Source organism: Polymorphobacter megasporae (assembly GCF_018982885.2).
Taxonomy (GTDB): Bacteria; Pseudomonadota; Alphaproteobacteria; order Sphingomonadales; family Sphingomonadaceae; genus Polymorphobacter_B; species Polymorphobacter_B megasporae.
On record NZ_CP081848.1, the window covers coordinates 764,231 to 786,380 of the forward strand.

Consider the following 22,150-nt stretch of genomic DNA (forward strand, 5'->3'; position numbering starts at 1 on the left):
CCGGCAGCGGTTCCCAGTGCCTAAGCCGACTGCGGCAATTCGCTGTGGTGTCGCCGTCGACGCTCATGCGCCGACGTCGATCGTCATCACCGCGATATCGAGCACGAGCCCAGTCACTGCGACGACCGCCGAAATCACCCGCGCCTCGGCAACGATCGACCCCCTGAGGATCAGCCCGTCGAAGGATGGTGAATCGGCGGACACCGGTTCGGTGACGATCAGCGTGATTCGATGGCGCTGGCCGGCAAAGGTCAGGCTCGACCAATCGGTCGTTTCGAAGCTTTCGACGACCAGCGCCGGTGATTGCCTATTCATCGTTTCGGGAGCCGCGAGGGCGCGGGTCAACGCTCGGAGCAGACGGCCCTGCGCCTCCGACAGCATTGGCCTCATGACCGCGACTCGGGCGACGGGGCGGCGGCAATGAATGTCATCACTTTCGCCGCAGTCCGCGGACGCGGCTCGCGGCCTCGGCGCAGGTCAAAAACAAAACGGGGGTCGCCTGCGGCCTCGCGTCCGAAGCGCGATGCTGATATGTTCCGCCGACGAATGCAGCGTTCAATCTCTGTTAATAGGTGCGCCATGATGTTCTCCCGACTCGACTCGCTTGATCGACACAGGATGCGAAGTGAATTCCTACTAGTCTAGGTAAAAAACTATCTCTATACGCCGTTAATAGCGGGGTCTCGGGGGGAGAAAGGTCCGCTACGCATGGAAAACGTCGCTATACGTCAGCGGCTCGATGCACTCATCGCCGAACACGGCGAGGATTACGCGTCGCTATCGCGGCTCATCGGGCGAAATCCGACGTACATTCAGCAATTCGTCAAGCGTGGCGTCCCGCGACGGCTGAGCGAAGACGATCGCCGCAAGCTCGCCGCGCATTTCGGCATCGCCGAACGCCTGCTTGGCGGCCCGGCCGATCGCGCGGGGCACGCGGTCATGGCGCGTGCCGGGATTGCGTCGACGCCCGGCGATTTCGTGCTGATTCCGCACCTCGATATCGGCGCGTCGGCAGGGTCGGGGGCCGAGCCGGGTCCTGAACTGCCGGTTGCGGTGCTCGCCTTCCAGTCGAGCTGGGTCCGCGGCCTCGCCAGCGGCCGGCCCGAAGCGCTGTCGGTGATCCGCGTCGAGGGCGACTCGATGCTGCCGACGCTCGCCGACGGCGATAACATCCTCGTCGACACCGATGACCGCGAGCGCCTGCGCGACGGAATCTACGTGCTGCGGACCGACGACGCGCTGCTGGTCAAGCGGCTGAGCATCAATCCGGCGACCCGGCGGCTGACGATCCGATCGGACAATAGCGCGTATCCAAGCTGGGACGACTGCGACCCGGCAACGGTCGCGGTGATTGGGCGAGTAGTCTGGGTCGGACGGCGGCTGACCTGATCACGCGGGCCCGGTTTGCTGTCCTTCGCCGGGCGGCTATATCAGCGAGCTACCGTTGTAAGGCCGCCGCATGACCTATATCGCCCCGATCGCTGAACAGCGGTTCGTTCTCGAAACGATCGCCGACTTGCCTGGCCTGAGCGCCCTGCCGGGGTTCGACGGCGCGACGGCGGATATGGTCGAGGCGATCCTGACCGAAGCAGGTAAGCTGGCAAGTGGCGTCTTCGCGCCGTTGAACGCGGTCGGTGATAAAGCGGGCGCGAGGCTCGCCGACGACGCGGTGACGCTGCCGGCCGGGTTTGCCGAAGCGTATAAACTCTATGTCGACGGCGGCTGGGCCTCGCTCGGCGCGCATCCGGCGCACGGCGGACAGGGGTTGCCGTTCGTCCTTGCCAGTGCGGTGCAGGAGCAGCTCACCAGCGCCAACATGGCATTCAGCCTGTGCATGATGCTCAGCCAGGGGGCGATCGAGGCGCTGCAGGTTCATGCCTCGCCGAAATTGCAGGAAACCTATCTGACCAAGCTCGTCTCGGGCGAGTGGACTGGAACGATGAACCTGACCGAGCCGCAGGCGGGAAGCGACGTCGGCGCGCTGCGGACCAAGGCCGAACCTGCCGCCGACGGGACGTACCGGATCGAAGGGTCGAAGATCTACATCACGTGGGGCGAGCATGATTGCGCGCCGAACATCGTGCACCTCGTCCTCGCCCGGCTGCCCGACGCGCCGGCGGGGACGAAGGGCATCTCGCTGTTCCTGTGCCCCAAATTCCTGCCCGACGATGCCGGCAACTTCACCCGGCGCAACGACCTGCGGGCGGTCGGCGTCGAGCACAAGCTCGGCATCCACGCCTCGCCGACGTGCACGATGGCTTTCGGTGAGAATGGCGGCTGTGTCGGCTATCTGGTCGGGGCCGAGGGCGCGGGCATGAAAGCGATGTTCACGATGATGAACCATGCCCGGATCAACGTCGGGTTGCAGGGCGTCGCGATCGCCGAGCGGGCAACGCAAGGCGCGGTCGCTTACGCTCGCGACCGGGTCCAGTCGGCGAAGTTCGGAATGGGCGGCGCACCGGTCCGAATCATCGAGCACGCCGACGTCCGGCGGATGCTGATGACGATGCGGAGCACGACCGAAGCCGCGCGCGCGCTGACTTATTATACCGCCGCCGCGGTCGACCGCGCGCACGCCGCCGACAATTCGGCGGCGGCGGGGCTCGCCGACCTGCTGACTCCGGTGACCAAGGCGTATTGCACCGATATCGGCGTCGAAATGGCGAGCATCGGCATCCAAGTGTTCGGCGGTATGGGCTTTGTCGAGGAGACCGGCGCGGCGCAGCACCTTCGCGACGCCCGGATCGCGCCGATCTACGAGGGGACCAACGGCATCCAGGCGCTCGATCTCGTCGGGCGCAAGCTCGGAATGGACGGCGGCGCGCATTGGAAGGCACTGTTCGCCGAGGTTCGCCAGGACATTCGCGACCTGCCCCCGCGCGGCGATCTCGGCCTGCTGCGTCCGTATCTCGAGGACGCGCTGGCGGCGCTCGAGAGCGCGACGGTGTGGCTGACGGGCAACCGCGGCGAGGCGTTGAGCGACACAGCCGCCGGGGCGACGCCGTACCTTCGGATTTTTGGCATCACCATCGGCGGCTGGTTGATGGCACGCCAGGCGGTGGCAGCGCATGAGCGGGTGGCGGCGGGCGAGGGCGACGCGGTGTTCCTGCGCGCCAAGATCGCCACCGCGCGTTTCTTCGCTGAGCAGGTTTTGCCGCAAGCCACTGCTTTGCTTGGACCTGTGACTCGCGGGGCCGAGTTATTGTACGCGTTACCCGAGGAGGCGTTCGCGGCATGAGCGGCAGTCACGACCACGCGCACACACACGCGCACGGACACGATCACCACGGACACGATCACCACGGCCACAGTCACGCCCCGCCCAAGGACTTCAGCACCGCCTTCATCATCGGGATCGTCCTCAATCTCGGCTTCGTCGCGGTCGAGGCAGCGTATGGCTTCCTCGCCAATTCGGTCGCGCTGCTTGCCGACGCGGGGCACAATCTGTCCGACGTCGCCGGTCTCGCCGCGGCGTGGGGCGCGACCGCACTCGCCAAGCGCGCGGCGAGCGAGCGTTTCACCTACGGCATGCGCAGCTCGTCGATCCTCGCCGCACTGTTCAACGCCGTCCTGCTGCTGGTCGCAGTCGGGGCGATCGCGCTCGAGGCGATCCGCCGCCTCGGCGATCCGCAGCCGGTCGGCGGGGTCACCGTCATGGCGGTCGCCGCCGCCGGCATCGCGGTCAACGGCGTCACCGCGTGGCTGTTCGCGCGCGGGCGCAAGGGTGACATCAACGTCCGCGCCGCCTTCGCGCATATGCTGTCCGATGCGCTGGTGTCGGCGGGCGTCGTCGTTGCGGGGTTCGTCATCCTCGAGACCGGCTGGACGTGGCTCGACCCCATCGTCAGCCTCGTCATCGCGGCGGCGATCATCTGGGGGACGTGGGGACTGCTCCGCGATTCGATGACGCTCGCGCTCCAGGGGGTGCCGCCGGGCGTCGAGCTGGACGCCGTCCGATCACGGCTCGCAGCCCTGCCCGGGGTCGCGCAAACCCATCACGTCCACATCTGGCCGGTCAGCACGACCGAGACCGCGCTCACCGCGCATCTGCTGTGCCCCGCCGGTCACCCCGGCGACGCATTCCTGTGCGAGGCGGCGCATATGCTCGAACATGATTTCGGGATCGGCCATGCGACCTTCCAGATCGAGCTCGTCGCGGGGTCGTGCGCCTGACGCGCTAATCCTCGCCAAACTTGCCTTCGACGAGCGCGACGAGCGCGGCGAGCGCTTCGTCGGCCTGCTCGCCCTCGGCCGATAGCTCGACGGTGTCGCCCGGTGCGGCAGCAAGCATCATCAGGCCCATGATCGAGGTGCCGACGACGCTCGAATCGTCCTTCGCGACCGTCACCACCGCGTCGAAGGTCGACGCCAGCGTGACGAAGCGCGCACTCGCCCGCGCGTGCAGCCCGCGCTTGTTGCGAATCAAGACAGTGACTGGACCCGCCAAGGCTCAGGCCGCCTCGCCGAGGATCTTCGACGCAACCGAAATATACTTCCGCCCCGCCTCCTGCGCCGCGTCGACCGCGGCGGCCACCGACATCGTGCCGCGCACCGACACGAGGCGGACGAGCATCGGCAGGTTGACCCCGGCGATGACTTCGACGCGCTTCGGCACCATCAGCGAGATCGCGAGATTCGACGGCGTGCCGCCGAACATGTCGGTCAGGACGATCACCCCCGACCCGCGATCGACCTTGGCAATCGCGGCGGCGATGTCGCCGCGGCGGATTTCCATGTCGTCGTCGGGGCCGATGCAGATGCCTTCGAGCGCAGTCTGCGCGCCGACGACGTGCTCGAGCGCGGCGACGAATTCGGCAGCCAGCCGCCCGTGCGTCACCAGCACCAGTCCGATCATCGGCACGTTATTAAGTATCCTCACCGTGTCTGCTCGCGGCCCGGTAGCGCGGCTTCGTCGCCGTGACCAGCCCCGGCCCCGTCGGCGGCCGCGCTCGCCCCGCTTGCCTTGTCGCGGTGAACGACCGACCCGGCCCATCCCGCCGCCGCCAGCCGCTCCGCCATCATCCGCGCGACATAGACCGAACGATGCCGCCCGCCGGTGCAGCCGAAGGCGACGGTGAGGTACGACTTGCCCTCGGCACCGTAGCGCGGGAGCAGCAGGAGGAGCAGATCGGCGATCCGTTCGAACGCCGGGGCAAAGGCAGGGTCGGCGGCGACATACGCCCCGACCTCGGGGTCTTCGCCGGTCAGCGGGCGCAGTGCCGCGTCCCAATGCGGGTTGGCGAGGAAGCGGACGTCGAAGACGAGGTCGGCGTCGCGCGGCAGGCCGCGGGCGAAGCCGAACGACATGATCGTCAGCGTCAGCGGGTCGACCCCGGCGCGGGCGAAGCGCCCGGCAAGCGCGCGGCGCAGATCGGAGACGGCATAATCCGAGGTATCAATGACGATGTCGGCGGCGCGGCGCAGCGGCGCGACGATCTCGCGCTCGCGGGCGATGCCGTCGGCGGCGGGGCGGTCGAGCGCGAGCGGGTGGCGGCGGCGGGTTTCGGAAAAGCGCCGGGTCAGTTCGGTACCGCTGCAATCGAGAAACACCAATGTGATGTCGACGCCTTCGGCACGGAGGTCGCCGATCCGCTCGACGATCGCGTCGGCATCGAACGCCCGCGTTCGCGAATCGATGCCGATCGCCAGCGGGCGTTCGGCGTCGTGATCGGCGTGGCCGTCGCTCGTCGCGAGCAATTTGTCGAACAGCCCAAGTGGCAGATTGTCGACCGCCTCGTAGCCGAGGTCCTCGAGCACCTTAAGCGCGGTCGAGCGTCCCGCCCCCGACATGCCCGTGACGAGGAGGGTGCGCGGCGAGGTCGCGGCGCCGGACGGCGAAACCGGGGAAGACAAAGCGGGCATATCCACGAACACAGTCTCTACCCGCCGCCCGAACGCGGTCAACGCCCGTTCGACCTTGAGCGCCGCCGATGCGTCGAACGGATCGAGGCCGATGACCGGGATCGCGTGGCCGAAGACGTCGCGGGTGGTCGCCTCGGGCAGGCGTTCGGGCGACTCCGCGAGGTCGACGACGAGCGCGACGGGGACGCCGGCGACGTGGCGGATGGGAACGATGCCGACGCCCCTGACCTCGATCAGCCCGGCGATCGACGGCGGCGGCGCAGCGATCAGCCGGTTGCCATCGGTGGTCAGCGCGACGCGGTCGTCGGCGATCAGCGTCGCGCCGCGATCGATCAGCCGCAGCGCGAGGTCGGACTTGCCGCTGCCCGGCGGCCCGACGAGCAGCACCGCGCGCGCAAAGCCCTGCGCGCCGATCGCGACGCCGGTGGCGTGGATGGTCGGCGGGCCGGGCGGGGGGACCGTCACGCGACCGGCAAAGTGACGGTGAAGCGCGCGCCGCCGCCGGTGCGATTCGCCGCGACGATGCTGCCGTCGTGCGCCTCGACGATCGTCCGCGAGATCGACAGGCCGAGCCCCGAGTGCCGCCCGAAATCTTCGGCTGCCGGGCGTTCGGAGTAGAAGCGGCGAAAGATGTCGTCGCGATTTTCGTGCGGGATTCCCGGCCCGTTGTCATCGACGCGCAACTCGACGTGACGCGCCGAACGCGTCACCGCGACCGCGACGATGCCACCGGGGGGCGAGAACGACACCGCATTGTCGATCAGGTTGCGCGCGACCTGCGCCAGCCGGGCATTGTCGCCGTAGACGATCGCAGTCTCGCCGGGACCGACGTAGGCGACCGACACCCCGCGCGGCAGCGGCGCGCTCGAATAGCCGTCGACCAGCCGTTCGACCTGCGTGCCGAGGTCGAAGCGTTCGTAGCGGCTGCGCGACAGCTCGGCGTCGAGGCGGCTGGCGTCGGCGATATCGGTGATCAGCCGGTCGATTCGCCCGACGTCGGTGCGGATGACCTCGAGCAACTGGCTCTGCAGCCGCGGCTCGCGGACGCGCCCGAACGTGTCGACCGCGCTCGACAGCGACGCGAGCGGGTTCTTGATTTCATGCGCGACGTCGGCGGCGAACGCCTCGGTCGCGTCGATCCGCTCGCGCAGGGTCAGCGTCATGTCCGACAAAGCGCGCGCCAATTGCCCGATCTCGTCGCGCCGCTGGTTAAAGCGCGGCACCGTCACATCGCGTGCTCGCCCAAGCCGGACCCGCTGCGCCGCGAGCGCGAGCTGGCGCAGCGGCCGGACGATCGTCGAGGCGAGATAGTTCGACAGCAACAGCGACGCGGCGAGGACGAACAGGAAGACATAGAATGACGACAGGCGTTCGGCACGGACGAGGCTGGTGATGTCGCGGCTGTCGCGGGTCAGCTGGACGGTGGCGAATGGCGCCTTCTCCGGTGCCTCGGCGGTGCCGAACAACGGCGCGGCGGCGCTGATGATGACGATGCGGTCGGGGGCAGCGCGCATCGTATCGGCCGGGCGGCCGGTCGAGGCGGCAGCGGCGACCTCGGCCCACGCGGCGCGGTTGTCGACCGCGGGCTCGGCGTAGCCGACGATCTTGGGGAACGAGCCGACCGCCTCGACGACCTGGTCGAGAAAGCGGGCGACATCGCGGCGAAACGGGTCGTCGGCGGGGTCGCGGAGTTCGAAGGTCGGCCCCGTCGCGCGCCAGCTATCGGCGGCGAGCGCGCCGTCGCGGTCGTAGACGCGCAGCCGCAACGCGCCGACCCGGCCGTAGCGCGCCGCGATCGCGGGGAGCGCGGCGGGCGGTGCCCCGGCCATGAAGCTCGCGATCAGCACCGCCTGCATCCGCATTTCGGCACGGCGCTGGTCGAGCAGCCGCTCGCGGAACGAGTCGAGGTAGAAGATGCTGCCGGTCAGCACGAGAATGGCGAAGACGTTGACCGCGAGGATGCGCGGCGCGAGGCTGAAGCTGCGGTTGGGGGTGTCGCCGCCGATGTCGCGGGTCACCTGCTGCGCTCCGGTCGCAGCGACCGGCGCGGCGCGTCACTCCTCATTGAAGCGGTAGCCGACGCCGTACAGCGTCTCGATCGCCTTGAAACTGGGATCGACGACGCGGAATTTCTTGCGCAACCGCTTGATATGGCTGTCGATCGTCCGGTCATCGACATAGACGTCGTCCTGGTATGCGGCGTCCATCAGCTGGTCGCGCGACTTGACGAAGCCGGGCCGCGCGGCGAGCGCCTCGAGGATCAGGAACTCGGTGACGGTCAGCGCGACGTCGCCCTTGCCGTCGCCGCCCGCGACACCCCCAGGCGCGACACCCCATGTGACGCGGTGTCGCGCCGGGTCCATCGCGAGCCGTCCGCGGACGATCGCGGGCGCAGGTGCAGCCTCGCCATCGGCGAGCGGCAGCCCCTTGCGCGATGCCGCCCGCCGCAATACCGCGCGAATCCGCTCGATCAGCAGCCGCTGGCTGAACGGCTTGCCGATATAATCGTCGGCCCCCATCGCCAACCCGAGCGCCTCGTCGATCTCGGTGTCTTTCGACGTCAGGAAGATCACCGGCACGTCGACCTTGTCGCGCAGCCGCCGAAGCAGCTCCATCCCGTCGAGGCGCGGCATCTTGATATCGAGCACCGCAAGATCGGGCGGGGTTTCGACGAGCGCCTTCAACGCCGCCGCGCCATCCGAATACATCCGCACGACGAAGCCCTCGGCCTGAAGCGCGATCGATACCGAGGTCAGGATGTTGCGATCATCGTCGACCAGGGCGATGACGACCGGGGTAATGGCGGTGTCGGGCATGATGCGGGGACGGCCTGACAGTTGAATACGCCGCTCTGCCCCGCGCGCCCCGCCTGCGCAAGTCCGCCCTTTGACGGAGCCGCGGCGCATCCTGTAAGCGATTTGAAAATCTGCGGCGGCTATCAGTCCGCCGTCCTTGAGGAGACGTCGCCCGTGACTACCGTATCCGCCCCCCGCCACGGCCTCGACGCTCAGGGCTTTCCGACGTCTGCGAAGGTCCACTGGAACCTGTCGACCGCGCCGCTGATCGAGCTCGCGGTCACGCGCGGCGAAGGGCTGTTGTCGAAAGACGGCGCGTTCGTCGTCGAGACCGGCAGCCACACCGGCCGCTCCGCGCAGGACAAGTTCATCGTCCACGACGATGTCACCGGTCCGGTGATCTGGTGGGGCAAGACCAACAAGGCGATCAGCCCCGCACAGTTCGCCAACATCAAGGCCGACTTCGCCGCCGCACTCGCCGCGAAGGAGACGTTGTTCGTCGAGGACCTGTTCGGCGGCTCGCAGCCCGAGCACCGCGTCAACGTCCGCGTGATCACCGAGCTAGCGTGGCACGCGCTGTTCATTCGCACGCTACTGGTGCGCCCCGACGCCGCTGCGATCGCCGATTTCGCGCCCGAATTCATCATCGTCGACCTGCCGAGCTTCAAGGCCGACCCGGCGCGCCACGGCTGCCGTTCGGGCACGATCGTCGCGGTCGATTTCGAGGGCAAGACGATCCTGATCGGCGGCACGAAATACGCCGGCGAGATGAAGAAGTCGGTCTTCTCGATCCTGAACTACCTGCTCCCGGTCAAGGGCGTGATGCCGATGCACTGCTCTGCGAACATCGGCGCCGACGGCCGCACCGCGGTGTTCTTCGGCCTCAGCGGCACCGGCAAGACGACGCTCAGCGCCGATGCCAGCCGCACGCTGATCGGTGACGACGAACACGGCTGGTCGGACACCGCGGTGTTCAACTTCGAAGGCGGTTGCTACGCCAAGGTCATCCGGTTGTCGGCCGAGGCCGAGCCCGAGATCTACGCGACGACGCAGCGCTTCGGCACCGTCCTCGAGAATGTCGTGATTGACCCCGTCACCCGCGTCATCGACCTCGACGACGCGACGCTCGCCGAAAACAGCCGCGCGTCGTACCCGATCGACTTCATCCCCAACGCCAGCGCCGACAACCTCGGCCCGGTGCCGTCGAACGTCATTATGCTGACCGCCGACGCCTTCGGCATCCTGCCCCCGATCGCCAAGCTGACCCCCGAGCAGGCGATGTACCACTTCCTCAGCGGCTACACCGCGCGCGTCGCGGGGACCGAGATCGGCGTCACCGAGCCCGACGCGACCTTCTCGACATGCTTCGGCGCGCCGTTCATGCCGCGCCACCCCAGCGTGTACGGCAACCTCCTCAAGGAGCGGATCGCCAAGGGCGGGGTCGACTGCTGGCTGGTCAACACCGGCTGGACCGGCGGCATCTACGGCACCGGCAGCCGCATGCCGATCCGCGTCACCCGCGCTTTGCTCAACGCCGCGCTCGACGGCAGCCTCAACGACGCCGAGTTCCGCACCGACCCGAACTTCGGCTTCCAGGTCCCGGTGTCGGTCCCCGGAGTCGAGCCGCGCATCCTCAACCCGCGCGAGACATGGGCCGACAAGGCCGCCTACGACGCCAAGGCGAAATCGCTCGTCGGCATGTTCGTCGCGAACTTCGCGCAGTTCGAGGATCACGTCGATGCCGGCGTCCGCGAGTCGGCACCCAAGGCGGCGTAAGCCTCGAACCGCTCGACTCGTCTGCGGCGGCCTCCTACGGTCGCCGCAGGCTGGGGGAGCATGACATGAGCAAGGGCAAGGTCCTCGTCACGGGGGCGTCGGGATACATCGCGGGCTATGTCGTCAAGGCGCTGATCGCCGATGGCTGGTCGGTCAGCGGCACGATCCGCAGCCTTGCCAAGGCCGACGCCGTCCGCGCCAGCCTCGGCCTCACCGCCGACCAGCTCCCGCTTACCGCCGCCGACCTGACCAGCGACGCCGGGTGGGCCGAGGCCACGGCGGGATGCGATTTCGTCCAGCACATCGCCTCGCCGCTGCCGACCGGCGTGGTCAAGACCGACGACGACTTGATCGTTCCCGCCCGCGACGGTGCGCTCCGCCTGCTTCGCGCGGCGAAGACGGCGGGGGTCAAGCGCGTCGTGATGACCTCGTCGGTCGCGGCGATGTATTACGGCATGACCGGCCAGCACCAGACGTACACCGAGGCCGACTGGAGCAATCTGACGTCGCCCGCGACCGGGGCCTATGCCAAATCCAAGACGATCGCCGAACGCGCCGCGCGCGACTGGATCGCGGCGGAGGGCGGCGGCATGGAATATTGCACGATCAACCCGGCGCTGGTGCTCGGCCCGGTCCTCGGCAACGACTTCTCCGGATCGCTCCTCGTCATCACCAAGATGCTCAACGGCGAACTGCCCGGCCTGCCCGCGATCAGCTTCGGCATTTGCGACGTCCGCGACATCGCCGCCGCGCATCTGTCGGCGATGACGACGCCCGGCATCGACGGCGGGCGGTTCCTGTGTTCGGGCGAGTACCTGTCGATGGCCGACGTCGCCGCGATCCTCAAAAGCCGCCTTGCCGACAAGGCAAAGCGCGTGCCGACGATGAAGCTGCCGAATTTCCTCGTCCGCGTGTCGGCGCTATTCGACGCGCAGGTCAAGCTCGTCCTGCCCGAACTCGGGCGCACCCGCGTCGGCGACGCGAGTCATGCCCGCGCAGTGATCGGCTGGAACCCGCGCCCGGTCGCCGAGACGATCGTCGACACCGCGCGCAGCCTGATCGCGGCGGGACTGGTCAAAAGCTGAGCAGTTCGGGGACGGGCATCCCGCCCATCCCCGGTCCGGCATTACACCGTCTTGAGCGACGCCATGTCGATGACGAAGCGATACTTGACGTCGCTCCGCACCATACGCTCATAGGCGGTGTCGATCTCGTTGATCGCGATCATCTCGATATCGGCGGTCAGCTTATGGTCGCGGCAGAAATCGAGCATCTCCTGCGTCTCGGCGATGCCGCCGATCAGCGAACCGGCGATCGCGCGGCGCTTGAAGATGAGGTTGCCGACGGTCGGCGACGGATGCGGATGCTCGGGGACGCCGACCAGCGTCAGCGTCCCGTCACGCTTGAGCAGCGACGTCAGCGCGTCGAGGTCGTGGCTCGCCGCGACGGTATCGAGGATGAAGTCGAAGCTGTTGGCGTGCGCCGCCATCGCGTCCGCGTCCTTCGACACGATCAGTTCCTTCGCACCGAGCCGGATCGCGTCGTCGCGCTTGTTCGGCGAGGTCGAGAAGACATAGACTTCGGCCCCCATCGCGGCCGCGATTTTCACGCCCATGTGGCCAAGCCCGCCGAGCCCGACGATGCCGACCTTCTGTCCCGGGCCGACCTTCCAGTGGCGCAGCGGCGAGTAGGTCGTGATGCCGGCGCACAGCAGTGGTGCGACTGCAGCGAGGTCGGCCTCGTCGTGGCTCACGGACAGGACAAACCCCTGATCGACGACGATGTGGTCCGAATAGCCGCCGAAGGTGTAGCCGCCTAGCACCGTGTCGGGGCCGTTGTACGTGCCGACGAAACCGGTCGTCTCGCAATACTGCTCCTCGCCGTCATTGCACGACGGGCAATGCCCGCAGCTGTCGACCATGCAGCCGACGCCGACTACGTCGCCGATCGCGAACTTGCTGACGCTGGCACCGACGGCGGTGACACGCCCGACGATCTCGTGGCCGGGGACGCACGGATACAGGGTGCCGCCCCACTCGCTGCGCGCGGTGTGGAGGTCGGAATGGCAGACGCCGCAGAACAGGATGTCGATCGCGACATCGCCGGGCTGGACGTCGCGGCGGGTGAGACTGAAGGGCGCGAGCGGCGCGTCGGCGGAATGCGCCGCATAAGCGTTGGCGGTCGTTGACATGATAGATTCCTGACGGAGTTGGCGGGCGCGGGCTGGTGTCGCCGTCAGAGATATCGGATGGCCAAAGACGATGTTCCACCCTTGAGGCCGGTCGGGCACGGATAATTTGCTGCGATGCAACGGACTGTTCAAGCCGCGCCGATCCTCGCTATGACGGAAATGCACAACGAGGACCGATAGAGCATGCAGACGATTGGCGTTATCGGCGCGGGACTGATGGGCAACGGCATCGCGCATGTCGCGGCGCTCGCCGGGTACGACGTCATCCTGTCCGACGTCGCGCTCGACCGAGTCGAAGCCGCGAAGGCGACGATCGCGGCGAACCTCGCGCGCGGGGTCAAGAAGGGAACGGTCGACGCCGCTGCGGTCGAGCCCGCTCTCGCCCGGATCGCGCTGACGACAGACACCGCCGCTTTCGCCGCCGCCGATCTCGTCATCGAGGCGGCGACCGAGAACGAGGGCGTCAAGGCGAAGATCTTCGCCGGCCTGTGCCCGCACCTCGCGCCGCATACGCTGATCGCGACCAACACCTCGTCGATCTCGATCACCCGGCTGGCGGCGGCAACAGACCGCCCCGACCGCTTCACCGGGGTGCATTTCTTCAATCCCGTCCCGCTGATGGCACTTGTCGAGATCATCCGCGGGCTGGCAACGTCGGACGCCACCGCGACCGCGATGCACGGCTTCGCGACAAAGCTCGGCAAGACCGCGATCGAGGCCGCCGACGCCCCCGCGTTCATCGTCAACCGCGTGCTGTGCCCGATGCTCAACGAGGCGATCTTCGCATTGGGCGAGGGCGTCGGCTCGGTTGTCGACATCGACACCGGGCTCAAGCTCGGCGCGAATCACCCGATGGGACCGCTAACCCTCGCCGATTTCGTCGGCCTCGACACACTGCTGTCGATCATGCGCGTCATGCAGGAGGCGACCGGCGACCCGAAATACCGCCCCGCACCACTGCTGGTGAAATATGTCGAGGCGGGGTGGCTGGGAAAGAAAACGAAGCGCGGGTTCTACGACTACTCGGGTGCCGAGCCGGTGCCGACGCGATAGACTATAGACGAGCAACTTCGTCGGTGGAGGCGCGTGCGCTCAACCCCGCGCCACCGCCGCCACCTTGATGAAGTCCCACACCGCCTTGGTGAAGCCCGGCGTTGTCTCGGTCGACCACTCGTCCATCCGTTCGTACAGCGCGAAGACCTCGGTCCTCATCCGCGCGTCGGCGGCCATGTTGAACGGCTTGAGCAGCGCGTTCCATTCGGTGAGATACGCCTGCGCCGCATCCGAGGCCGGATCGAGCGGTAAGGCCGCAGCGATCCGCGAGCCGATGTCGGCCCACTTCGCCTGATAGGCAGCCGGGTCGAATCCGCTCGGCAGGGCGCCCATCTTCTCGCGCCAGCGCGCCTGATCCTCGGTAGTATAATAGCGGTCGACGACCTTTTGCCATGCAGCGGTCTGCTCGGTCACAGTCTTCTCTCCTTGTCTGATGAGGGCGCAAAATGTGTCGATGTCGATCGTCGCGTCGGCGGTCAGCGCCGCCTGCGCCGCGCGCAAGCCCGCAAGCGCATCGTCGATGCTCGCCCGCCGCGCGGTCAGGTCGGCAAGCTGCGTCGCGATCAGCCGGTCGAGGTCGAGCCAGCGATCGCCTTGGAGCGCGCCGATCTGCGCGAGGCTGAACCCCGCGCGCTTGAGGACGGTGACCTGGTGGAGCCGCGCGACTTCATCGGCCCCATAACGCCGCTGCCCCGCCGCCGATCGCTGCGCGCCGACCAGCCCGCGCGCCTCGTAGAAGCGTAAGGCGCGGGCGCTGAGCCCGGTGCGGCGGCAGACATCGGTGATCGACAGGGTTCCCATGCCCCGAGTGGTAACCGATGACGCTACGTCAACCGCAAGGGGTATTTCGGGGGGCGCTGTCCGACGTGGATTGCACTAGCGGAAAGGGGGAGCGCCCATCATCTGGTTATGTTTGGCCGGGCCTTACGCGCGCTTACATCCGTGTTCCATCAGGCTCGATGAGAACCTCGCGCCGCCCGACATGGTCGGCGACGCCGACGTAGCCGTCCTTTTCCATCCGCTCGATCAGCCGCGCGGCGTTGTTATAGCCGACGCGAAGCTGGCGCTGGAGGTAGCTTGTCGAGGCCTTGCGGCTCTCGGCGACGATCATGATCGCCTTCTTGTAAGTCTCGGCCTCCTCGCCGCCGCCCTCGCCGAGATCGAGCCCGAAGACGCCGTCGCCCTCGACCGGCTCCTCGGTGACCGCGTCGACATAGTCGGGACGGCCTTGGGTGCGGCAGTAATCGGCGACTGCTTCGACCTCCTCATCGCTGACGAACGGGCCGTGGACCCGGACAACCTGCTTGCCGCCGGGCATGTAAAGCATATCGCCCTTGCCGAGCAGCTGCTCGGCCCCCTGCTCGCCGAGGATCGTCCGGCTGTCGATCTTCGACGTCACCGAGAAGCTGATCCGCGTCGGCAGGTTCGCCTTGATGACGCCGGTTATGACGTCGACCGACGGGCGCTGGGTTGCCATGATCAGGTGGATGCCCGCCGCGCGCGCTTTCTGGGCGAGGCGCTGGATGAGGAACTCGACCTCCTTACCGGCGGTCATCATCAGGTCGGCGAGCTCGTCGACCACGACGACGATCAGCGGCAACGGCTCGAAGTCGAGCGTCTCCTCCTCGTAGATCGCGTGGCCGTCGTCGTCGTAGCCGGTGTGGACCTTGCGGATGAACGGCTTGCCGCTCGCCTTCGCCTCGCGGACGCGCTGGTTGAACCCCGACAGCGAGCGGACGTTGATGGTCGACATCATCCGATAGCGGTCCTCCATCTGCTCGACCGCCCATTTCAAGGCGCGGATCGCCTTCGCCGGCTCGGTGACGACGGGGGAGAGCAGATGCGGGATGCGGTCGTAGACGCTCAGCTCGAGCATCTTCGGGTCGATCATGATCATCCGGCATTGGTCGGGCGACAGACGGTAGAGCAGCGACAGGATCATGCAGTTGAGCCCGACCGACTTGCCCGACCCCGTGGTCCCGGCGATCAGCAGATGCGGCATCGGCGACAGGTCGGCGATGACCGGATCGCCCGCGATATTCTTGCCGAGCACCAACGGCAGCGCGGCGGACTGGTCCTCGAACGCCGCCGACGCGAGGAGCTCGGACAGCGTCACCATCTGGCGATTGTGGTTGGGCAGCTCGATGCCGATGACGTTGCGCCCCGGCACGACCGCGACCCGCGCGCTGACCGCGCTCATCGACCGGGCGATGTCGTCCGACAGGCCGATCACCCGGCTTGCCTTGAGCCCCGGAGCGGGTTCGAGCTCGTACATCGTCACCACCGGACCCGGGCGGACGTCGCCGATCCGGCCTTTGACCCCGAAGTCGTCGAGCACCGATTCGAGCAGCCGGGCATTTTGTTCGAGCGCGGCGCGGTCGATCTTGACTACCGGCCCCTTCGGCACCGGCTTGAGCAGGTCGAGGGGGGGCAGCTCGTAGATGTCGCCGAGGCCGAGCGTCGGCTGGCGGTCGCGACGACCGCGCTTCGCCGAAAGAGGAGGCGGCGCGGCAGGCGTGACGATCGTCGCCCGCGGCACGGCGGCCTGCTCGATCGCGGCGGCGGTGGCTTCGGGCGCAGGGCGGCGGCGGCGCTCGACCGGGGCGGCGGCGGGCTCGATCTCGTCATCGTCGCGGTGGCGGAACAGCCCGGTGATGGCTGCAGCATCACTTCGATCGACACCGACGCCCCAAAGCAGCAGCGGCAGTGCGACCATCGCCAGAACGAGCGCGAGCAGGCTCGTTACCGGCAAAGCGGACAGCGCCGCGATCGACGATAGCGAGTCGCCCACACTGGCAGCGATCAACCCGGCAAGCCCGCCGCTCCCCGCGGGCATCGCTGCATCGGGATCAGGCCACAGCGCTCCGACCGCGCCCGCGGCAAACAGCGTCCCCGCCAGCGTCGCCAGCGCATAGCGCCGCCAGTTCGCAAGCCCCTTGCGCCGCAGCAGTCGCGCGCCCGCAACGACGAGCGCCGGAACCAGCGCGACGACCATATAGCCCGCGGCGAACAGCAAGGCGTCGGCGGCCCATGCCCCGGGAGCGCCGAGCAGGTTCTGGGGCACACGCCCGGTGACGGTGTTGAACGACGGATCGGCGGGGCCGTAACTTGCGAGCACCGCGACGATTGCCGCCGCGACGAACAAGAGCGCAATCCCGCCCGCGATGCCGACCCCGCGACTCAGCGCGGCCCGGGTTTCGGCGCCGACGATCTGCGCCCCGCGCCCCGTCGTTGCGGCCCTCGTTGCCATGCCGTTCGCCCTCCGTTCGCGTCAGTCTCACGATGCCTTGGATCGAGTCGCGGGGCAAGATCGGGACATCGTGCCGCTTCGCAATCGCGGCGATGCGGGCTAAGACGCAACACATGCAGAGCGACGTGATCATCATCGGCGGCGGGCTGGTCGGCATGACGCTCGCGCTCGCCCTCGACGCGCATGGGCTGTCGAGCGCAGTGGTCGACGCCGCCGACCTCGACGCGACGCTGGCGCTGGGCTTCGACGGCCGCGCGACCGCGATCGCCAGCGCCTCGGCGGCGATGTTCCACGCGATCGGGCTGGGCGGTGTCCTCGACGACCAGTCATGCCCGATCCACCGCATCCGCGTCAGCGACGGGATCACGACCAAGCCATTGATCTTCGACGCGCTTGCGACCGATGGGCCCGACGCGTCCGGTGGCGGCGCGCTTGGCCACATGGTCGAGAATCGCCACCTCCGCGCCGCGCTGCTCAACGGCGGACGCGCGGCGGCGGGGATTGCCCTCCATGCCCCGGCGACCGCGACGTCGATTGTCCGCGCCGAGCACGGAGTGACGGTGACGCTCGCCGACGGCACGGTCCTGACCGCGCCGCTGCTGATCGCCGCCGACGGGCGCCGGTCGAAGATTCGCGACGGGGCCGGGATCGCGGTGGCGCGCTGGACCTACCCGCAGACGGCGATCGTGACGATGATCGAGCACGCCGAGCCGCACGACAATACCGCGTTCGAGCTGTTCTACCCGACCGGCCCGTTTGCGATCCTGCCGATGCAGCCCAGTCCGGGCGGCGGTCATCGGTCGGCGATCGTCTGGACGGTCGAGAACGACGCCGCGGCGGGGACGATGAAGCTCGGCCTTCGCGGGCTTGCTGCCGAGATCGAAGCGCGAATCGGCGGGCTGCTCGGGGCGGTGACGGTGATCGCGCCGGCGGCGTCGTATCCGCTCGGCTACCACCACGCCGCGACCTACACCGCCGATCGCCTCGTCCTCATCGGCGACGCGGCGCATGGGATACATCCCATTGCAGGACAAGGACTTAACATGGGGTTGCGCGACGTCGCGGCGCTGACCGAGGTGCTGGTCGACAGCGCCCGGCTCGGCCTCGACCTCGGCGCGCCGGCAGTGACGGCGCGCTATTCGGCGTGGCGGCGGCTCGACAATTCGATGGTCGGGAGCGTCACCGATGGCCTCAACCGCTTGTTCGCGTTGAAGGGGCGGGTCCCGGCGGCGGCGCGGCGCTTCGGGCTGGCGGCGGTCGAGCGCGTCCCGCTGCTCAAGCGGCGCTTCATGGCCGAGGCCCGCGGCGAGACCGGCGACCGGCCCAAATTACTGACCGGGACCGCGCTTTAGCCCGTCGCGCCGCCACGCGCACAGGCACCGCACAACGCCGCACGTCGAAGGATCGTGCCCGCATCGAATGCACCCCGCCGTCACAGCTTGACGTCCCGACCGGCATAGCCGAGCCTTTGCCGGGTTTCGATATTCGGCGACGGGCAAAGGGGTAGCGACATGGGCGTAACCGGTATCGGCGGCTTGTTCTTCCGGGCGCGCGACCCCGAGGCGCTGACGGCATGGTACGTCACCCACCTCGGCGTCGGCGCGGGATGCGGCGGCGGCGCGAACGACGACCCCGACCCGTGGACGTGGCGCACCGCCGCTGGCCCGACCGTCTTCGCCCCGTTCGCCGCGACGAGCGACTATTTCGCCGCCGACAAGCCGTTCATGCTCAACTTCCGCGTCACCGGCCTCGACGACCTGCTCGCCGGGCTGCGCGCGGCGGGAATCGACGTCGAGACACGCCCCGAGTGGGACTCGCCCGAGGCCGGCCGCTTCGCCCGAATCCACGACCCCGAGGGCACCCCGATCGAGCTGTGGGAAGCGTCGTGAGTCGGCGCTAACGTCAGCCCGACAGGTTGCGCGAAGTCGATCCCGACGACCCCGGCGCGCATCGTCGCGAGGGCGTTTTCACACGCCTTGACTCGGTCAGGTTGCGAGGCCAAGCGCAGCCTGCGTTCGCCCGAAAGGTCATGCGCAACTTTAGCGAAACAGGCACCAATGCCAGGCGATAGCAGCAACCGAAGACGCACGCCGCCGAGGTCGAACGGGGCCGCCTGATCCCCAGGCGCTCGTGGCGGCAGGGCGGCCACGAGGGACACGATGGCGCAACGCGATGCCACGACTGAACGCGGCTGGCCGATCGCACGCTTCTTGCGGATGCGGTCCGCCCCGTCATGGGCCGACCTGATCAGCTTCCTGCTGCTCGCCGCCGCCGCCGTCCTGATCGTCCGGGGGGCGGGCGAGGCAAGCCAGCCGCTCGCCGCGCTGCGGGCGACACCGGTCACGCTCGATGTCGCGCGGCTGCCCGAATACGCACTGCGGACGACGCTGCGGATGTTCGCCGCGCTCGGCGCATCGCTCGTCTTCACTTTCGTCTTCGCCACCCTCGCCGCCAAAAGCCGCAAGGCCGAGATGATCATCGTGCCGGCGCTCGATATCCTTCAGTCGGTGCCGGTGCTCGGCTTCCTGACCTTCACCGTGACCTTCTTCATGAACCTGTTCCCGGGCCGCCAGCTCGGTGTCGAGCTCGCGGCGATCTTCGCGATCTTCACCAGCCAGGCGTGGAACATGACGTTCAGTTTCTACCAGTCGCTGCGGACCGTGCCGAACGACCTCGACGAGGTCAGCCGCCAATTCGGCTTCTCAGGCTGGCGGCGGTTCATCCGGCTCGACCTGCCGTTCGCGACGCCGGGGCTCGTCTGGAACATCATGATGTCGATGTCGGGCGGCTGGTTCTTCGTCGTCGCGTCGGAGGCGATCACCGTCGGCAACACGACCGTGACGCTGCCCGGCATCGGCGCGTGGCTGGCGCTGGCGATCGAGCGGCAGGACCTGCACGCGGTGGCGATCGGCGTCGGCGCGATGGCGGTGGTCATCCTGCTCTACGATCAGCTGGTGTTCCGCCCGGTCGTCGCCTGGGCCGACAAGTTCCGCTTCGAGCAGACCAAGTCGCAGGAGGCGCCGCAATCGTGGGTCTATGCGATGGTCCGCCAGACGCGCTGGCTTCGCGTCGGCTTTGCCGCGCTGGCATGGCCGATGCGCCAGATCGGCCGGATCGACTGGTCGGTGCCACGCCCGCCGGCGTTGCGCCTCGGCGGCGAGACCAACCGCATCCTCGACATCCTGTGGCTCGTCATCATCGGCGGTTTCGCGGTCTGGGCGGTCGCGGTGCTCGCTGGCTTCGTCAGCCACACGCTCAACTGGAGCGATGTCTGGACGGTCACCGGCCTCGCCTTCGCGACATTGGTCCGGGTGCTCGTCCTGATCGTCGTCGCCAGCCTGATCTGGGTACCGATCGGCGTCTGGATCGGGTTGCGCCCGATCTGGGCCGAGCGGCTCCAGCCGATCGCGCAGTTCCTCGCCGCTTTCCCCGCGAACGTGCTGTTCCCCTTCGCCGTCGTCGTCATCCTGCGCTTCCGGCTCGATCCCAACATCTGGCTGTCGCCGCTGATCATCCTCGGTACCCAGTGGTACATCCTGTTCAACGTCATCGCCGGGGCGAGCGCGATCTCGACCGACATCAAGGAGGCCGCGCGGATCTTCGACATTCGCGGCTGGCAGTGGTGGCGGCAGGTCGCGCTGCCGGGCATCTTCCCATACTACGTCACCGGGGCGCTGACCGCGTCGGGCGGATCGTGGAACGCGTCGATCGTCGCCGAGGCGGTGAGCTGGGGCCACGAGCATATCGAGGCGGTCGGGCTCGGCTCGTACATCGCCAACGCGACGGCGGCGGGCCGATCGGCGCAGGTCGCACTCGGCGTCGCCGTCATGTCGGTCTTCGTCACCGCGCTCAACCGCGCCGTGTGGCGACCGCTCTATCGCTATTCCGAACGCCGCCTGCGGCTCGACTGAGGTGCACCCATGACCGCCATTCTCGATCGGCCGCTCGTCGAAGTCCGCAATGTCCGGCATTTCTACGGCCGGTCTGCGGAGAACAACCTGCTCGTCCTCGACGACGTCGACCTGACGCTGTTCGACAACGAGATCGTCGGACTGCTTGGGCGGTCGGGATCGGGCAAGTCGACCCTGCTCCGCTCGATCGCCGGCCTACTCACCCCGACCGGGGGCAGCGTCGCCTTCCCGGCGCCCGCGACGACGGTCAGCATGGTCTTTCAAAGCTTCGCGCTGTTCCCGTGGCTGACCGTCCAGCAGAACGTCGAAGTCGGGCTCGAGGCGAAGCGCGTCCCCGCCGCCGAGCGGCGCAAGCGCGCGCTCGCCGCGATCGACCTGATCGGCCTCGACGGCTTCGAGAACGCCTATCCCAAGGAATTATCGGGCGGGATGCGCCAGCGCGTCGGCCTCGCCCGCGCGCTCGTGGTCGACCCGTCGATCCTGCTGATGGACGAGCCGTTCTCGGCGCTCGACGTGCTGACCGCCGAGACGCTGCGGACCGACCTGCTCGACCTGTGGTCCGAAGGCCGGATGCCGATCAAGTCGATCCTGATGGTCACCCATAATATCGAGGAGGCAGTGCTGATGTGCGACCGCATCCTCGTTTTCTCGTCAAACCCGGGCCGCGTCGTCGCCGAGATCAAGGTCGACCTGCCGCAGCCGCGCAACCGCCAGGAACCGGCGTTCCGCGCGCTCGTCGAGGACATCTACGTCCGCATGACCAAGAAAGCCGCCCCGGGCGAGGCGCGCGACGGACTGTTCCCGGGAACCGGGATCAGCATGGTGCTGCCGCGCGTGTCGACGAATACCCTCGCCGGTTTGATGGAGGCGATCGCCGCGCCGCCGTACAGCGGCAAGGCCGACCTGCCGCAACTCGCGCGCGAATTGCAGTACGAAGCCGACGAGCTGTTCCCGATCGCGGAAGTTCTCCAGCTGCTGCGCTTCGCCGAACTCGAGGGCGGCGACCTCCGCCTGCTGCCGCCGGCGTTCCGCTACGCCGAGGCCGAGGTCGACCAGCGCAAGCAGCTGTTCGCGCAGCAGCTGCTCAACTACGTCCCGCTCGTCGCGCATGTCCGCCGCGTCCTCGACGATCGCGCGAGCCACCAGGCCCCAGCGCGCCGGTTTCGCGACGAACTCGAGGACCATATGTCCGAGGAATATGCCGACCAGACGATCCGCTCGGTCGTCCAATGGGGCCGCTATGCCGAGGTCTATGCCTTCGACGAGACCGCCGACCTGTTTACACTCGACAACCCGACCTAGCGGTTCGCTC

At 68.1% G+C, this 22,150-nt stretch carries 19 protein-coding genes and 1 pseudogene; 10 read left to right on the plus strand and 10 right to left on the minus strand.

Features of this window, described 5'->3' with window-relative positions:
- Positions 1 to 63 precede the first annotated feature (63 nt).
- Positions 64 to 390, minus strand: a complete 327-nt coding sequence (locus KTC28_RS03595) for a hypothetical protein (RefSeq protein WP_216709763.1) — start codon at positions 388 to 390, stop codon at positions 64 to 66.
- A gap of 318 nt (positions 391 to 708) precedes the next feature.
- On the opposite strand from KTC28_RS03595, the gene KTC28_RS03600 reads away from it, so the two are divergent.
- The 3 genes from KTC28_RS03600 to KTC28_RS03610 all read left to right on the plus strand — a co-directional run bounded on the left by KTC28_RS03600 (position 709) and on the right by KTC28_RS03610 (position 4,173).
- The gene (locus tag KTC28_RS03600; RefSeq protein WP_216709764.1) at positions 709 to 1,389 is read left to right on the plus strand and encodes a S24 family peptidase; all 681 of its coding nucleotides are present in this window, start codon (positions 709 to 711) and stop codon (positions 1,387 to 1,389) included.
- A 70-nt stretch (positions 1,390 to 1,459) separates the two neighbouring features.
- Complete coding sequence (locus tag KTC28_RS03605; RefSeq protein ID WP_216709765.1) at positions 1,460 to 3,238, plus strand: acyl-CoA dehydrogenase; 1,779 nt, start codon at positions 1,460 to 1,462, stop codon at positions 3,236 to 3,238.
- Positions 3,235 to 4,173 (plus strand): cation diffusion facilitator family transporter, encoded by a 939-nt coding sequence (locus tag KTC28_RS03610; RefSeq protein ID WP_216709766.1) that lies wholly within the window; start codon positions 3,235 to 3,237, stop codon positions 4,171 to 4,173. The genes KTC28_RS03605 and KTC28_RS03610 overlap by 4 nt, the downstream gene beginning before the upstream one ends.
- A 4-nt stretch (positions 4,174 to 4,177) precedes the next feature.
- Here the strand turns inward: KTC28_RS03610 and KTC28_RS03615 are convergent, their stop codons facing one another.
- The 6 genes and pseudogenes from KTC28_RS03615 to KTC28_RS03640 form a co-directional block, all read right to left on the minus strand.
- The gene (locus tag KTC28_RS03615) at positions 4,178 to 4,426 is read right to left on the minus strand and encodes an HPr family phosphocarrier protein (protein ID WP_255602241.1); all 249 of its coding nucleotides are present in this window, start codon (positions 4,424 to 4,426) and stop codon (positions 4,178 to 4,180) included.
- A 24-nt stretch (positions 4,427 to 4,450) separates the two neighbouring features.
- Positions 4,451 to 4,855: a PTS sugar transporter subunit IIA gene (locus KTC28_RS03620; RefSeq protein WP_216709823.1), complete on the minus strand. Its 405-nt coding sequence runs from the start codon at positions 4,853 to 4,855 to the stop codon at positions 4,451 to 4,453.
- A 20-nt stretch (positions 4,856 to 4,875) separates the two neighbouring features.
- Positions 4,876 to 5,862 (minus strand): RNase adapter RapZ, encoded by a 987-nt coding sequence (gene rapZ, locus KTC28_RS03625; RefSeq protein ID WP_255602406.1) that lies wholly within the window; start codon positions 5,860 to 5,862, stop codon positions 4,876 to 4,878.
- 243 nt (positions 5,863 to 6,105) lie between these two features.
- Positions 6,106 to 6,327, minus strand: a pseudogene (locus KTC28_RS23245) (HPr kinase/phosphorylase); the annotation flags it as partial.
- Entirely contained in the window at positions 6,324 to 7,880 is a 1,557-nt protein-coding gene (locus KTC28_RS03635) for a sensor histidine kinase (protein ID WP_216709768.1), read from the minus strand. The gene KTC28_RS03635 and the pseudogene KTC28_RS23245, both read right to left, overlap by 4 nt.
- 36 nt (positions 7,881 to 7,916) lie before the next feature.
- Complete coding sequence (locus KTC28_RS03640) at positions 7,917 to 8,678, minus strand: response regulator transcription factor (protein WP_216709769.1); 762 nt, start codon at positions 8,676 to 8,678, stop codon at positions 7,917 to 7,919.
- Positions 8,679 to 8,831: 153 nt separating this feature from the next.
- Here KTC28_RS03640 and KTC28_RS03645 point away from each other — a divergent pair, with 153 nt between their 5' ends.
- Together KTC28_RS03645 and KTC28_RS03650 are read left to right on the plus strand one after the other, a co-directional pair.
- Complete coding sequence (locus tag KTC28_RS03645; RefSeq protein ID WP_216709770.1) at positions 8,832 to 10,433, plus strand: phosphoenolpyruvate carboxykinase; 1,602 nt, start codon at positions 8,832 to 8,834, stop codon at positions 10,431 to 10,433.
- A gap of 65 nt (positions 10,434 to 10,498) precedes the next feature.
- The gene (locus KTC28_RS03650) at positions 10,499 to 11,518 is read left to right on the plus strand and encodes an NAD-dependent epimerase/dehydratase family protein (protein ID WP_216709771.1); all 1,020 of its coding nucleotides are present in this window, start codon (positions 10,499 to 10,501) and stop codon (positions 11,516 to 11,518) included.
- 41 nt (positions 11,519 to 11,559) lie between these two features.
- Here the strand turns inward: KTC28_RS03650 and KTC28_RS03655 are convergent, their stop codons facing one another.
- Entirely contained in the window at positions 11,560 to 12,624 is a 1,065-nt protein-coding gene (locus tag KTC28_RS03655) for an NAD(P)-dependent alcohol dehydrogenase (RefSeq protein ID WP_216709772.1), read from the minus strand.
- Positions 12,625 to 12,807: 183 nt separating this feature from the next.
- Between KTC28_RS03655 and KTC28_RS03660 the strand changes: the two genes are divergently transcribed.
- Positions 12,808 to 13,677, plus strand: a complete 870-nt coding sequence (locus KTC28_RS03660; protein ID WP_216709773.1) for a 3-hydroxybutyryl-CoA dehydrogenase — start codon at positions 12,808 to 12,810, stop codon at positions 13,675 to 13,677.
- Between the two features lie 39 nt (positions 13,678 to 13,716).
- Here the strand turns inward: KTC28_RS03660 and KTC28_RS03665 are convergent, their stop codons facing one another.
- Both KTC28_RS03665 and KTC28_RS03670 read right to left on the minus strand, forming a co-directional pair.
- The gene (locus KTC28_RS03665; RefSeq protein ID WP_216709774.1) at positions 13,717 to 14,478 is read right to left on the minus strand and encodes a MerR family transcriptional regulator; all 762 of its coding nucleotides are present in this window, start codon (positions 14,476 to 14,478) and stop codon (positions 13,717 to 13,719) included.
- Between the two features lie 133 nt (positions 14,479 to 14,611).
- Positions 14,612 to 16,927: an FtsK/SpoIIIE family DNA translocase gene (locus tag KTC28_RS03670; RefSeq protein WP_216709775.1), complete on the minus strand. Its 2,316-nt coding sequence runs from the start codon at positions 16,925 to 16,927 to the stop codon at positions 14,612 to 14,614.
- A gap of 113 nt (positions 16,928 to 17,040) precedes the next feature.
- Between KTC28_RS03670 and KTC28_RS03675 the strand changes: the two genes are divergently transcribed.
- The 4 genes from KTC28_RS03675 to KTC28_RS03690 all read left to right on the plus strand — a co-directional run bounded on the left by KTC28_RS03675 (position 17,041) and on the right by KTC28_RS03690 (position 22,140).
- Positions 17,041 to 18,279 (plus strand): FAD-dependent monooxygenase, encoded by a 1,239-nt coding sequence (locus KTC28_RS03675; RefSeq protein WP_216709776.1) that lies wholly within the window; start codon positions 17,041 to 17,043, stop codon positions 18,277 to 18,279.
- A 159-nt stretch (positions 18,280 to 18,438) separates the two neighbouring features.
- Complete coding sequence (locus KTC28_RS03680; protein WP_216709777.1) at positions 18,439 to 18,816, plus strand: VOC family protein; 378 nt, start codon at positions 18,439 to 18,441, stop codon at positions 18,814 to 18,816.
- 270 nt (positions 18,817 to 19,086) lie between these two features.
- Positions 19,087 to 20,838, plus strand: a complete 1,752-nt coding sequence (locus KTC28_RS03685) for an ABC transporter permease (RefSeq protein ID WP_216709778.1) — start codon at positions 19,087 to 19,089, stop codon at positions 20,836 to 20,838.
- Between the two features lie 9 nt (positions 20,839 to 20,847).
- The gene (locus tag KTC28_RS03690; RefSeq protein ID WP_216709779.1) at positions 20,848 to 22,140 is read left to right on the plus strand and encodes an ABC transporter ATP-binding protein; all 1,293 of its coding nucleotides are present in this window, start codon (positions 20,848 to 20,850) and stop codon (positions 22,138 to 22,140) included.
- The last annotated feature ends 10 nt before the right edge of the window (positions 22,141 to 22,150 follow it).

Excerpts from the sequence above, each read along its gene's own strand:
- KTC28_RS03595 (WP_216709763.1), bottom strand. The coding sequence starts at position 390 with ATGAGGCCAATGCTGTCGGAGGCGCAGGGCCGTCTGCTCCGAGCGTTG.
- KTC28_RS03600 (WP_216709764.1), top strand. The coding sequence starts at position 709 with ATGGAAAACGTCGCTATACGTCAGCGGCTCGATGCACTCATCGCCGAA.
- KTC28_RS03605 (WP_216709765.1), top strand. The coding sequence starts at position 1,460 with ATGACCTATATCGCCCCGATCGCTGAACAGCGGTTCGTTCTCGAAACG.
- KTC28_RS03610 (WP_216709766.1), top strand. The coding sequence starts at position 3,235 with ATGAGCGGCAGTCACGACCACGCGCACACACACGCGCACGGACACGAT.
- KTC28_RS03620 (WP_216709823.1), bottom strand. The coding sequence starts at position 4,855 with ATGATCGGACTGGTGCTGGTGACGCACGGGCGGCTGGCTGCCGAATTC.
- rapZ (WP_255602406.1), bottom strand. The coding sequence starts at position 5,862 with ATGCCCGCTTTGTCTTCCCCGGTTTCGCCGTCCGGCGCCGCGACCTCG.
- KTC28_RS03640 (WP_216709769.1), bottom strand. The coding sequence starts at position 8,678 with ATGCCCGACACCGCCATTACCCCGGTCGTCATCGCCCTGGTCGACGAT.
- KTC28_RS03650 (WP_216709771.1), top strand. The coding sequence starts at position 10,499 with ATGAGCAAGGGCAAGGTCCTCGTCACGGGGGCGTCGGGATACATCGCG.
- KTC28_RS03655 (WP_216709772.1), bottom strand. The coding sequence starts at position 12,624 with ATGTCAACGACCGCCAACGCTTATGCGGCGCATTCCGCCGACGCGCCG.
- KTC28_RS03660 (WP_216709773.1), top strand. The coding sequence starts at position 12,808 with ATGCAGACGATTGGCGTTATCGGCGCGGGACTGATGGGCAACGGCATC.
- KTC28_RS03665 (WP_216709774.1), bottom strand. The coding sequence starts at position 14,478 with ATGGGAACCCTGTCGATCACCGATGTCTGCCGCCGCACCGGGCTCAGC.
- KTC28_RS03670 (WP_216709775.1), bottom strand. The coding sequence starts at position 16,927 with ATGGCAACGAGGGCCGCAACGACGGGGCGCGGGGCGCAGATCGTCGGC.
- KTC28_RS03675 (WP_216709776.1), top strand. The coding sequence starts at position 17,041 with ATGCAGAGCGACGTGATCATCATCGGCGGCGGGCTGGTCGGCATGACG.
- KTC28_RS03680 (WP_216709777.1), top strand. The coding sequence starts at position 18,439 with ATGGGCGTAACCGGTATCGGCGGCTTGTTCTTCCGGGCGCGCGACCCC.
- KTC28_RS03685 (WP_216709778.1), top strand. The coding sequence starts at position 19,087 with ATGGCGCAACGCGATGCCACGACTGAACGCGGCTGGCCGATCGCACGC.
- KTC28_RS03690 (WP_216709779.1), top strand. The coding sequence starts at position 20,848 with ATGACCGCCATTCTCGATCGGCCGCTCGTCGAAGTCCGCAATGTCCGG.